Source organism: Paenibacillus sp. J22P277, assembly GCF_059383675.1.
Genome location: NZ_JBXENS010000002.1, coordinates 945,044 through 957,732, shown reverse-complemented (window position 1 = coordinate 957,732; position 12,689 = coordinate 945,044). Strand labels below are relative to the sequence as shown.

General features: G+C 59.0%; 9 protein-coding genes. 8 read left to right on the top strand and 1 reads right to left on the bottom strand.

Translation table 11 applies throughout. The features are described from left to right. The first annotated feature begins 92 nt into the window (after positions 1–92). From AC50YL_RS08880 to AC50YL_RS08860, 5 genes are all read left to right on the top strand, one after another. On the top strand, positions 93–1,274 hold the full coding sequence (locus tag AC50YL_RS08880; RefSeq protein WP_494831098.1) for a phosphoglycerate kinase: 1,182 nt from the start codon (positions 93–95) through the stop codon (positions 1,272–1,274). Between the two features lie 39 nt (positions 1,275–1,313). Next, complete coding sequence (gene tpiA, locus AC50YL_RS08875) at positions 1,314–2,066, top strand: triose-phosphate isomerase (RefSeq protein WP_494831096.1); 753 nt, start codon at positions 1,314–1,316, stop codon at positions 2,064–2,066. Position 2,067: 1 nt separating this feature from the next. After that, on the top strand, positions 2,068–3,600 hold the full coding sequence (gpmI, locus tag AC50YL_RS08870; RefSeq protein WP_494831094.1) for a 2,3-bisphosphoglycerate-independent phosphoglycerate mutase: 1,533 nt from the start codon (positions 2,068–2,070) through the stop codon (positions 3,598–3,600). Positions 3,601–3,702: 102 nt separating this feature from the next. Then, positions 3,703–4,995: a phosphopyruvate hydratase gene (gene eno / locus AC50YL_RS08865; protein WP_494831092.1), complete on the top strand. Its 1,293-nt coding sequence runs from the start codon at positions 3,703–3,705 to the stop codon at positions 4,993–4,995. Between the two features lie 403 nt (positions 4,996–5,398). Beyond that, entirely contained in the window at positions 5,399–6,163 is a 765-nt protein-coding gene (locus AC50YL_RS08860) for a sugar phosphate isomerase/epimerase family protein (RefSeq protein WP_494831091.1), read from the top strand. 526 nt (positions 6,164–6,689) lie between these two features. Here AC50YL_RS08860 and AC50YL_RS08855 read toward each other — a convergent pair. After that, positions 6,690–7,613 carry an AraC family transcriptional regulator gene (locus AC50YL_RS08855; protein ID WP_494831090.1) on the bottom strand — a complete coding sequence of 308 codons (924 nt, stop codon included), beginning with the start codon at positions 7,611–7,613 and terminating at the stop codon, positions 6,690–6,692. A 268-nt stretch (positions 7,614–7,881) separates the two neighbouring features. On the opposite strand from AC50YL_RS08855, the gene AC50YL_RS08850 reads away from it, so the two are divergent. From AC50YL_RS08850 to rnr, 3 genes are all read left to right on the top strand, one after another. Next, positions 7,882–8,817, top strand: coding sequence for a phytanoyl-CoA dioxygenase family protein (locus AC50YL_RS08850; RefSeq protein WP_494831088.1), 936 nt, complete (start codon positions 7,882–7,884; stop codon positions 8,815–8,817). 113 nt (positions 8,818–8,930) lie between these two features. After that, complete coding sequence (gene secG, locus AC50YL_RS08845; RefSeq protein WP_494831087.1) at positions 8,931–9,167, top strand: preprotein translocase subunit SecG; 237 nt, start codon at positions 8,931–8,933, stop codon at positions 9,165–9,167. Between the two features lie 317 nt (positions 9,168–9,484). Beyond that, positions 9,485–12,565: a ribonuclease R gene (gene rnr / locus AC50YL_RS08840; protein WP_494831086.1), complete on the top strand. Its 3,081-nt coding sequence runs from the start codon at positions 9,485–9,487 to the stop codon at positions 12,563–12,565. The last annotated feature ends 124 nt before the right edge of the window (positions 12,566–12,689 follow it).

Below are 12,689 nucleotides of genomic sequence, written 5' to 3'. Positions count from 1 at the left end.
GCCATAGCGGGATGGATAGCGTGGAGAATTTGAATATACTTTGACCTTTTTTCGCCTTGCGGCGGCTTGGGTACCCGGGAGGAATTCTGCTTATGAACAAGAAGAGTGTGCGTGACGTTGAGGTTGCGGGCAAACGTGTATTCGTTCGTGTGGATTTTAACGTGCCGATGGAAAACGGGGCAATTACGGACGATACGCGGATCCGCGAGACGCTGCCGACGATCAAGTATCTGATCGAGAACGGCGCGAAGGTGATCTTGGCGAGCCACATGGGACGTCCGAAAGGTCAAGTCGTGGAAGAGCTGCGCCTGACGAAAGCCGGCGAGCGTCTGTCCGAGCTGCTGGGCAAGCCTGTCGCGAAAGCCGACGAAGCGATCGGCGACGCGGTCAAGGCGCAAGCGGCCGACTTGAAGGAAGGCGACGTGCTGCTGCTCGAGAACGTCCGTTTCTACGAGGGCGAAGAGAAGAACGATCCGGAGTTGGCGAAGGCTTTTGCCGAGCTGGCGGATCTGTTCGTGAACGACGCGTTCGGCGCCGCTCACCGCGCGCATGCCTCGACGGAAGGCATCGCGCACTACCTGCCGGCCGTATCCGGCCTGTTGATGGAGAAAGAGCTGGACGTCCTTGGCCGAGCGCTGCTGAATCCCGAGCGTCCTTTCACGGCAATCGTGGGCGGCTCCAAAGTCAAAGACAAAATCGACGTCATCAACAAAATGATCGAGATCGCGGACAATATCGTCATCGGCGGCGGCCTGTCATATACGTTCTTCAAGGCGCAAGGCTATGAAATCGGCCAATCGCTGTGCGATAACTCGAAGCTGGATCTGGCACTTGAGTTCATCGAGAAGGCGAAAAAGCTCGGCAAAAACTTCCTGCTGCCTGTTGACGTGGTCATCACGGACGAATTCAGCGCGAAAGCAAACACGAAGATCGTCGACGTCGACGGCATTCCGGCCGACTGGGAAGGCATTGACATCGGACCGAAGACGCGCGAAATCTACGCGGACGTCATCAAGAACTCCAAGCTGGTCGTCTGGAACGGACCGATGGGCGTATTCGAGATCGAACCGTTCTCCCACGGCACGCGCGCGGTTGCGCAAGCTTGCGCTGAGACTTCCGCATACACCGTCATCGGCGGCGGCGACTCCGCTGCGGCAGCCGAGAAGTTCCACCTGGCCGACAAAATGGATCATATCTCCACGGGCGGCGGCGCCTCGCTGGAATTCATGGAAGGCAAAGCGCTCCCGGGCGTCGTAGCCTTGAACGATAAGTAAGACCGAATACACAAGTAAGCCGAAGGAGCGATAATGACTATGCGTAAACCGATTATTGCGGGTAACTGGAAAATGTTCAAAACCGTTTCCGAAGCGACTGCATTCTTCGCGGACGTAAAAGGCAAAGCGGAGGTCGACGGCGTCGAAACCGTCATCTGCGCGCCGTTCACGACGCTGCCAGCGCTTGTGGAAGCGGCGAAAGGCACGACGATCGCCATCGGCGCGCAAAACGTCCATTTCGAGGACAACGGCGCGTACACGGGCGAGATCAGCGGCATCATGCTGAAGGACCTCGGCGTGAAGTACGTCATCATCGGCCACTCCGAGCGCCGCGCGTACTTCGCGGAATCGGACGAGATCGTGAACAAGAAGGTGCATGCGGCATTCAAGCACGGCTTGACTCCGATCGTGTGCGTCGGCGAAAAGCTGGAAGAGCGCGAAGCCGAGCAAACGAAAAACGTCTGCCACGTGCAAACGGAAGCGGCTTTCCAAGGCCTCTCCGCTGCGCAAGCGGCTGAAGTCGTCGTGGCCTACGAGCCGATCTGGGCGATCGGTACGGGCAAATCGTCGACGTCCGCGGACGCGGAGGACGTCATCGCCTTCATCCGCGGCGTGATCGCAGGCCTGTACGATGGCGAGACGGCCAACGCGGTCCGCATTCAATACGGCGGCAGCGTGAAACCGAACAACGTAAGCGAGTATATGGGTCAATCCAACATCGACGGCGCCTTGGTAGGCGGAGCGAGCCTTGAGCCCGCTTCCTTCATTCAGCTTGTCGAGGGGGCGAAGTAACATGACGGCACCGGTAGCACTGATTATTTTGGACGGCTTCGGCCTTCGCAACGACGTAACGGGCAACGCGGTCGCGCAGGCGAACAAGCCGAATTACGACCGTTATTGGTCGACATTCCCGCATACGACGCTCACGGCGAGCGGCGAAGCGGTAGGTTTGCCGGAAGGACAAATGGGCAACTCTGAAGTAGGCCACCTGAACATCGGCGCAGGCCGGATCGTTTATCAGGATTTGACCCGCATCAGTAAGTCCATCCGCGACGGCGACTTCTTCGATAACGAGACGTTGCTCGGCGCCGTGCGCCATGCGAAGGCGAACGGCAAGAAGCTGCACCTGTACGGGCTGCTGTCCGACGGCGGCGTTCACAGCCACATCGCGCATCTGTTCGCGCTGCTGGAGCTGGCGAAGAAGGAAGGGTTGGACGACGTCTACATCCACGCTTTCCTCGACGGCCGCGACGTGGCGCCGGACAGCGGCAAAGGTTATCTGGAGCAATTGATTGCGAAAATCCAAGAAATCGGCGTCGGCCGAATCGCGACCTTGCAAGGCCGCTATTATGCCATGGACCGCGACAAACGCTGGGAGCGCGTCGAGAAATCGTACCGCGCGATGGTCTACGGCGACGGCCCGCAATACACCGATCCGATCCAAGCCATAACGGAATCCTACGAGAAGTCGGTTTTCGACGAATTCTTCCTGCCGTCGGTTATCGTCAAGGCAGATGGAACACCCGTCGGCACCGTGGAATCCGAAGACGCAGTCGTCTTCTTCAACTTCCGCCCCGACCGTGCGATCCAACTGTCGCAAGTATTCACGAACGAGGACTTCCCCGGCTTCGACCGCGGCCCGAAAGCGCCGAAGAACCTGTACTTCGTCTGCCTGACGCTCTTCAGCGAAACGGTAGGCGGGTTCGTTGCGTATAAACCGAAGAACCTGGACAACACGCTGGGCGAGGTGCTCGTGCAGAACAACAAGCGCCAGCTTCGCATCGCCGAGACCGAGAAATACCCGCACGTGACGTTCTTCTTCAGCGGGGGCCGCGATCACGAGCTTCCGGGCGAGACGCGCATTCTTATTCCGTCGCCGAAGGTCGCAACGTATGACCTGAAGCCTGAGATGAGCGCGTACGAAGTCGCCGCGGCAGCGGTGAACGAGATCGAGAACGACCGTCAAGACGTGATTATCCTGAACTTCGCCAACCCCGACATGGTGGGCCACTCCGGCATGCTGGAGCCGACGATCAAGGCGGTCGAAGCGACGGACGCCTGCCTCGGACAAGTCGTGGAAGCGGTGCTGGCCAAAGGCGGCGTATGCCTCATCACGGCCGATCACGGCAACGCGGACATGGTCATCGACCCGAACGGCCGTCCGTTCACGGCACATACGACGAACCCGGTTCCGTTCATCGTGACCCGGCAAGTCGGACCGCTGCGCGAAGGCGGCATCCTGGCGGACATCGCGCCGACGATCCTGCAGTTCGCGGGTTTGAAGCAGCCGGAAGAAATGACCGGCCGGTCGCTTGTCCAAGGCTAAAAGATACAGTACAATCTTAGACGACAAAGACCGGCGGGGCCGAACCGCAAGGACGCGCCCGGTCGGCACAAAACGATAACCCTTGAAGGAGTGTTTACGAAAATGTCTATCATTACCGACGTTTATGCACGCGAAGTACTGGATTCCCGCGGCAACCCTACCGTTGAAGTCGAAGTTATGCTGGAGTCCGGCGGCAAAGGCCGCGCCATCGTGCCATCCGGCGCATCCACGGGCGCTTACGAAGCCGTTGAGCTTCGCGACGGCGACAAATCCCGCTACCTCGGCAAAGGCGTGCTGAAAGCCGTCGAGAACGTGAACACGATCATCGCTCCTGAAATCATCGGCCTGGACGCGCTGGACCAAGTGCTGATCGACCGTAAAATGATCCAACTGGACGGCACGCACAACAAAGGCAAGCTGGGCGCCAACGCGATCCTGGCGGTATCGATGGCTTGCGCGCGCGCGGCTGCCGATGCGCTTGACGTGCCATTGTACACGTACCTGGGCGGATTCAACGCTAAAACCCTTCCGGTTCCAATGATGAACATCGTCAACGGCGGCGAACATGCCGACAACAACATCGACGTGCAAGAGTTCATGGTTCTGCCAGTCGGCGCGGAAAGCTTCAAAGAAGCGCTTCGCATCGGCGCGGAAATCTTCCACAACCTGAAATCGGTTCTGAAAGACAAAGGCCTGAACACGGCTGTCGGCGACGAAGGCGGCTTCGCGCCGAACCTGGGCTCCAACGAAGAAGCGATCACGACGATCATCTCCGCGATCGAGCGTGCCGGCTACAAACCGGGCGAAGACGTATTCCTCGGCATGGACGTAGCGTCCACCGAGTTCTATAAAGACGGCAAGTACCACCTCGAAGGCGAAGGCCGTTCGTTCACGTCCGCCGAGTTCGTCGACCTGCTCGCTTCGTGGGCTGACAAATACCCGATCATCACGATCGAAGACGGCTGCTCCGAAGATGACTGGGAAGGTTGGAAGCTGCTTACCGAGAAGTTGGGCGGCAAAGTCCAACTCGTTGGCGACGATCTGTTCGTAACGAACACCGAGCGTCTGTCCGATGGCATCGAGAAGGGCGTAGGCAACTCGATCCTGGTTAAAGTCAACCAAATCGGTTCGCTGACGGAAACGTTCGACGCGATCGAAATGGCAAAACGCGCTGGCTACACGGCTGTTATCTCTCACCGTTCCGGCGAATCCGAGGACAGCACGATCGCGGACATCGCGGTTGCAACCAACGCCGGCCAAATCAAAACAGGCGCTCCGTCCCGTACGGACCGCGTCGCAAAATACAACCAATTGCTTCGCATCGAAGACCAATTGGGCTCCACGGCGCAATACGCCGGCAAAAGCGCGTTCTACAACTTGAAAAACTTCAAGTAAAGGTTTTTGCGGAGGGCTGGAGGCCGGTATAAGAGGCATCCAAAAGCAAAAACGGCTTCGGGAGCATAAGCTTTGGTTTTTGCGGAGGGCTGAAGGCCGGTATAGGAGGCATCCAAAAGCAAAAACGGCTTCGGGAGCATAAGCTTTGGTTTTTGCGGCAATTCGAAGCCACTATGCAAAAGCCAAAAAAACAAAAGAATGTCCCAAAAGGCGCGGTAGTTAAACCTTGGGGGACGGCTATAATTAGGGGAGAGCGACGCAGGTATGGTTTGCGTGTACAACCGGTGGTTGGACAGGCGGCATACCGCGATCCGCAGGGCGCAAGGACCTGCAGCTCTCCTCTTTTTTATTGGACGAAAGATTGGGAAATGGCAGACTATACTCATTATTCGAGGTGGATATCGTGGCAAAACCGGTAGTAGCTTTGCAGTTGTACACGCTTCGCGACCAAACGGAGAAGGATTTCCTGGGCACGATTCGCAAGGTGGCTGAAATGGGCTATACCGCAGTGGAATTCGCGGGGTACTATAACACCCCTGCGTCCAAGCTCAAGGCGGTTCTCGACGAACTCAAATTGGAAGCGCCTTCGGCGCATGTCGGATTGAATTTCGGCGAGCCGGAGCTAATCTCCGACGACCTGGGGAAACAGATCGAATACGCCAAGGAGCTCGGCCTGAAGTACATCGTGACGCCATGGGCGCCGCTCCCGGAGAATCCGACGATCGACGACGTCAACAAACTGGCGGGCATCCTGGAAGCCGCCGGCAAGCAGGTGACGGAAGCGGGTCTGAAATACGGCTACCACAACCATGACTTCGAATTCAAGAAAGTCGAGGGCAAGCCGGTTATCGACTGGCTGCTGGAGAAGGTATCGGCAGAGTACCTGATCGCCGAGTTCGATCTGGGCTGGGTGCACATGGGCGGCCAGAAACCGGCCGAGTACGTGACGCGCTACGCCGGCCGCGTGCCGCTGGCGCATTTTAAAGATTTCGGCCAAGGCCGCAGCGACACGGAAGTGGGCGCGGGCGTCGTCGACCTGAAGGGCGTCATGGCGATCGCCGAGCAAGCCGGCATCGAATACTTCATCGTCGAGCAGGAAGAGTTCGAGAACTCCTCCCTCGAGAGCGCGAAGATCAGCCTGGAGTTCTTCCGCCAGAACGGCTATTGATAAGACCGGAGGAAACGGTAAGTTTAAGGCAATTGGCCGATCCAATGGAAAGCCGGACGCGGCTGATCGAAGAGTTTAAGATAAGTTAACCTAATGAAGGTCCCCATCTCCCGCTTCACGCGGGCGATATTGGGGACCTTTTTAATTGGCGGCGGGGCGATCATCAGTCCGATCGAGATTGCGATTCTGGTGCGTAGCACCGCGAGAGCAACTTTGAACTACCCTGCCGAGCAGGTTTAGCGAGTGGGACGCAACTTGCGTGCGTAGCACCGCGAGAGCGTCTTTGAACTATCCTGCTGCGCAGGTTTTGCGAATGGGCGCGACTTTGGTGCGGAGCACCACGAGAGCAACTTTGAACTACCCTGCCGAGCAGGTTTAGCGAGTGGGCGCAACTTGCGTGCGTAGCACCGCGAGAGCGTCTTTGAACTATCCTGCTGCGCAGGTTTTGCGAATGGGCGCGACTTTGGTGCGGAGCACCACGAGAGCGTCCATCGCAAAACCGGAGCCCCCATCGCAAAACCGGAGCTTAGATGAAACGGCTCCCGCTGCGAAACTTGCCCGGAGGCAGGCCGGTATGCTGCTTGAACCATTTGGTGAAGTTATGGATGCTGCCGGCTTCGAGCTCGTCGGCGACGGCCAGGAGCGGGAGCTCGGAGTGCGCAAGCAGGTCTTTGGCGAGCTGCAGCTTGCGGCTCATGAAGAAATCGTAGGGCGTGACGCCGAGCTGCGCCCGGAACTGACGGGCGATATGATCCGGGTGATACGAGCTCCATTCGCCAAGCCAGCGATGGTCGTACCGTCCGCGGGCATGTTCGGCAAGCCGCTCCGCAATGCCGCCGATGAGCGGCGTGATCGGCTGGCTCGAATTGCCCTGTCGGTCCCATTGCTTCATAGCCGCCAGCAATTCGAGCAGCAAACCGCGCAGCATCGACGCTTTAAAGCCGCGCTCTTCCATGCCGTAGCATTCGGCAATCCGGGCAAATCGGGGTTCGAAGCGTTCGAGGGACAAGGCGCGGATATCCGTAACCAGCAGGCAGCCCTCGGGCTGTTCGGGATCGCCGACCTGGTAGCGGTTGTCCTGCTTGGCGTCAACCGCGGGATCGAAGGAAGCCTCCCGTATGGAGATCCCCTTCCCCGCCTCCTTATAATTGCCCGTCCAGCTGAAATGAAGGCCGTAAAGCAGGAATGGCTTCTCGTTATCCGCGATGAAATGATGAACCGTATCCGGTCCATAATAGAACAGGCTTCCAGGCCTCGCTTCATAACGCTCTCCTTGGATCCAGGCCGTCCCGAACCCGCCCGCTACGAGGATGAACTGATGCTCGTCGATGACCCGCGGCCCGAAGGCGAATCCCGGCTGGCATTGCATTCGGTTCGCGTACCACACGACAGGCTGCAATTCGTCCCAAGCCAGCGCAGCCGGTGGCCGGCTTTCGATGTTTTCGCTCATTCCTGGTCACCTCGCCATGGAGAGGATTGCGCTTGCAGAATATCGGTAAAAGTTAAATGTTCGTCGAGCATGAGCAAATACTTACAGCCAATATGAGCATACAATGATCGTATAAAGTCGGCAATGGTTAAGAAGCGAATCCAGAATAACGGCTTTTCGTGATTGAGAAATGCCCTTTGCTCTGTCTCGACGATAGCCGCTGCATAGACGGAATAAAACCTTAAGGCCGACAATCGTTAACTACTTAAATGAGGAAGGCGGGATGAGGATGGATCCGGCAATCAAACCGGCTACGCGGTCATTCGAAGATGCGACGCCGCTGCTGTCGCGGCCAGAGGAGCTGCGAAGAGTCGCAGCGGAGAAAGGTTACCTGTTCTTCAAACATTTCTTTGCGCGGGACGAAATCATGGAGATGCGCAGCCTGCTGCTGGGCGTGCTTCTGGAAGAGGGACTGCTTGACCCGGAGGAGCCGCTGCTCGACGGCATCGGCAACCAGCCTGTGATCGACGGCTTGAAGCCGGAGGAGATCAATTGGAACGGCATCGGCACGACGCAGCAGGTATACCGCAAGGTGCAGAAGCTCGAAGCCTTCCATGCGTTCGCGCATCATCCCAATATGCTGGCCATGTTCGGCGGGTTGTTCGGCGAACGGGCATTTCCGCATCCGCGCAACATCGCGCGCATCATGCTGCCGAGCGAAGCGCTGAAGGTCACGCCGTCGCATCAGGATTTTCTTCATATCCAGGGCAGCGCCGACACCTGGACCTGTTGGGCGCCGATGGGCGACGTGCCGCGATCCCTCGGCGGATTGTCGATTCTGGAGGGAAGCAATAATGCCGGTCTCTTGGGCGTGACGGCCGCCGAAGGCGCGGGCGGACTGGAAACGATCCTATGCCACCTCGGCTACGAGTGGGCGGAAGGGGATTACGAAGCGGGCGACATGATCATCTTCCACAGCCTGACCGTGCACAAAGCGCTGCCGAACCGGCATCCAGGGCGCGTGCGGCTGTCTCTCGACCTGCGATATCAGCCGGCCAGCCAGCCGATCGAGAACGCTTCGCTGCTGCCGCACGGGCCGTTCGAATGGGATGAGCTTTACGAAGGTTGGACGCGGGAGGACTTAATGTACTACTGGAAGCGGGAGGCGTTCGATTTCGTGCCGTTCGACGAGTCGATCCGCTGGCAAAAGGATAAAATCTGCTAGCTTGTATTCGATTTCCGCCTATGTTACAATAATATTGCTGTTTCTAGGTCTTGTCCCCTCTATCGACAAGGCAGCGGCAAAGAAAATTTGCTCCTTGTGCAGGAGGTGGAACGATGGATATTACGTTTAAAATTTTGCTCGTTATTTTCGCGCTTGCTTTGATTTGCGTAGTTCTCCTTCAAAAAGGGAAGAGCGCAGGGCTCTCCGGCGCAATTTCCGGTGGTGCCGAGCATTTGTTCGGAAAAACGAAAGCGCGCGGTTTGGACCTGTTTTTGCAGCGTCTGACTGTAGGAGTAGCGGCGGGCTTCTTTATTTTATCGCTGCTCGTTGCTTATCTGGTTAAAGTTTAATCACGTGAACGAAAGCGGGCTTACGGCCCGCTTTTTTTGTGTATGCGGATGAATGCGTTTACCGATTGCCCGCTTCTGCAGGCTGAATTCCTGACCCGTTCGGCTCCTATCCGGAGGACGCCGACGCTGCTTTTGGACGCCTTTCGTTTGCGGCGGGCGTTCATCGGGTAATGATGCAAGGGTAATTTTGTAATTTGGCGGGGCTGCCGCGGATGGTAGGCCCCGCTTTCGTGTATACTATATGGTATATGATAATCTATCAACCGACTGCTGCAATTGTGTATGGACGGCATCGCGGTATTATGAGGTGAGAAAGAATGGTAACAGAGCAGCAGCTCCTTGATTATATGCGCGAGCAAACGTACAAGCCGATGACATACCAAGAGCTGGAGAAGCAGTTTGGCGGGGCAGGCAGCGCGGAATCGTTCCGGACGTTTTTGGTGTTGTTGAACGAGCTGGAGAACGAAGGGAAAATCGTCCGCAACGCGAACGACCGCTATGGTCTTCCCGAACGGATGAATTTGGTGCGCGGGCGCGTGCAGGCGCACGCGAAGGGTTTTGCTTTCCTGATTCCCGAGGATAAGGCGCACGGCGACGTGTATATCGGCGCGAACGATCTGAAAAGCGCGATGAACGGCGATATCGTGCTGGTCCGCATCACGTCCCGCAGCGAGGCGGGCGGGCGCATGGAAGGCGAGGTCGTGCGCATCATGGAGCGCGCGGTGACGCAGCTCGTCGGCACGTTCCAGAATCACGAGGCGTACGGCTTCGTGCTGCCGGACGACAAACGGATCAACCGGGATATTTTCATTCCCGAAGGACAGTTTCACGGAGCGGTAACGGGACAGAAGGTCGTAGCACGCATCGTGACGTATCCCGAGGGACGCGCGGCGGCGGAAGGCGAAATCGTGGAAGTGCTCGGCCATAAGGACGATCCGGGCATCGATATATTATCCATCATCCGCAAGCATCAGCTGCCCGAAAGCTTCCCGGATGACGTGATGGCGGAGGCGGAAGCGGCTCCGGACTCCATCACCGACGACGAGATCGTGCGCCAGGGACGCCGCGATCTGCGGAATAAAGTGATCGTCACGATCGACGGCGAGGACGCCAAGGATCTGGACGACGCGGTCAATATCGAGCGTCTCGAGAACGGCAACTACGTGCTCGGCGTTCATATCGCCGACGTCGGTTATTACGTGAAGGAAAATTCGGCGCTGGACCAGGAAGCTTACCGCCGCGGCTGCAGCGTGTATCTCGTCGACCGCGTCATTCCGATGCTGCCTCATCGGCTCTCGAACGGCATCTGCTCGCTCAATCCGAAGGTGGACCGGCTGACGATGTCCTGCGAGATGGAATTCGACGCGACGACGCTGAAGCGGGTGCGCCATGACGTCTTCACGAGCGTCATTCGGACGAAGGAACGGATGACGTACACGAACGTGCGCAAGATTTTGCAGGGCGAAGATCCGGAAGTCACGGAACGCTACGCCGAATTGACGGACACGTTCAAGTTGATGGAGGAGCTGGCCATGCGGCTGCGCGACATGCGGATGAAACGGGGCGCGATCGATTTCGACTTCGTGGAAGCGAAGGTCATCGTCGACGAACAAGGCAAAGCCGTGGACATCATCAAACGCGAACGTTCCATCGCGGAATCGATCATCGAAGAATTCATGCTCGCTGCGAACGAAACGGTCGCGGAGCATTTCTATTGGCTTAAGGTGCCGTTCATCTACCGGACGCATGACAATCCCGATCAGGAGAAGCTGTTGAATTTCGTGCAGTTCGCGGCGAATTTCGGCTACTCGATCAAGGGAAAAGGCGGCAGCGCCATCCATCCGAAGGCATTGCAGACGCTGCTCGAGGATATCCGCGGCTCGAAGGAGCAGACGGTCATCTCGACGGTGATGCTGCGTTCGATGAAGCAGGCGAAGTACGATGCGGAGAGTCTCGGTCATTTCGGCTTGGCGGCGGAGTACTACTCCCACTTTACGTCACCGATTCGCCGATATCCCGACCTTGTCATCCACCGCGTCATGCGGGAGGTGCTCGAGAACGGCGGGGCCCTTACGGATGCGCGCCAAGAAGCGCTCACCGCGCGGATGCCGGACATCGCGCAGCAGTCGTCGGAGCGCGAGCGCGTGGCCGTCGATGCGGAGCGCGATACGGAGAAGCTGAAGAAATGCGAATACATGCTGGATAAGGTCGGCGAGGAATTCGAAGGCATCGTCAGCAGCGTGACGAGCTTCGGTATCTTCGTGGAGCTGCCGAACACGGTGGAGGGGCTTATTCGCCTGAGCGAGCTCTCGGACGATTATTATCACTTCCACGAGCAGCATATGCTGCTCATCGGCGAGCGCACGTCAAAGACGTTCCGCATCGGCGACGAGGTGCGCATCCGCGTGGAGCGCGTCAGTATGGATGAGCATACGATCGATTTCACGATGCTCGAGAACTTGGAGCGCGGCGCGGGCAACGGCGACCTCGCGCGCGAGCTCGGGTTTGGCGGCCGCGAGCGAGGTTCTTCGCGCGGCGGCCGCGGCGGCCGAGGCGGAGCCGGCCGCGAAAGCGGCTCCGCGCAGCGGAGCGTGGTACGCGAGCCGCGCGCGGGCGGTTCGCGCGGCGAGAGCCGCGGCGGCCGGGGCGGAGCCGGCCGCGAAGACGGTGCCGCGCAGCGGGGCGAGCGCGGCGGTGCGCGCGCGGTCGCGAACGCGAGCGTGGGCCCGCGCGGCCGCGGGCAGCGCGGCGGTGAAGCCGGCACGCCGGCGGCCGGCGTCGGCGGAGCCGCTGAGCAGCGGCGGGGCCGCAGGCGCGGCAGCCGCGAGGACCGCGGCGGTCAGCCGGCCGGCGGCGGAGCCGAGCAGCAAGCGGCTCGGCCGAACGACCAACGCGCGTGGAAGCCGGAGGACGATTTTAATTTGAATCGTCTCCTCGGCAACGATGGCAGCGGCAGTGAGTCCGGCGGCGAATCCTCGAGCAGCGGCGGTGAACGCCGCAAAGCGGTCCGCACGGATATGTGGGGGCTGCCAGTTCACAATGCCGGCTCGCTGAAAGACTACGGCGAAGATCCGGACGACGCTAACCGCTCGCGCGGCAGACGCGGCGAAGGCTCGGGGCGCGGACGTTCCGGCGGCGATCGCAGCGGCTACGGCGGCGGCAGATCGTCCGGCGCCGGACGACGCGGTTCCGGCCAGGGCGGCGGCGCTCAAGCGAACGGCAACTCAGGCCAAGGTACAGGCTCGCGCCGCAAGAAGTCCGGCGGGGCGGCTGGCAGCGGCCAGCTGCAGACTGCGCCAAGCACCAGTAACGAAACGGCAGCCGGCAGCGCGCAGCCGCGCAAGAAAAAGCCAGGCGGCAATGCCACGGCGGCCTTCGTTCGGAAGAAACGCAAGTAAGACGCGGGTTTTGCGCGTTTTACCAATTCTTGATTTCGGTTCGCAAAGTTGCTACAATGGACTTCTAGCTGCGGTTGGAAGTCCGTTTCTTTTCTTGAGCGTGCATTGCTCAGGGCAAGGACAG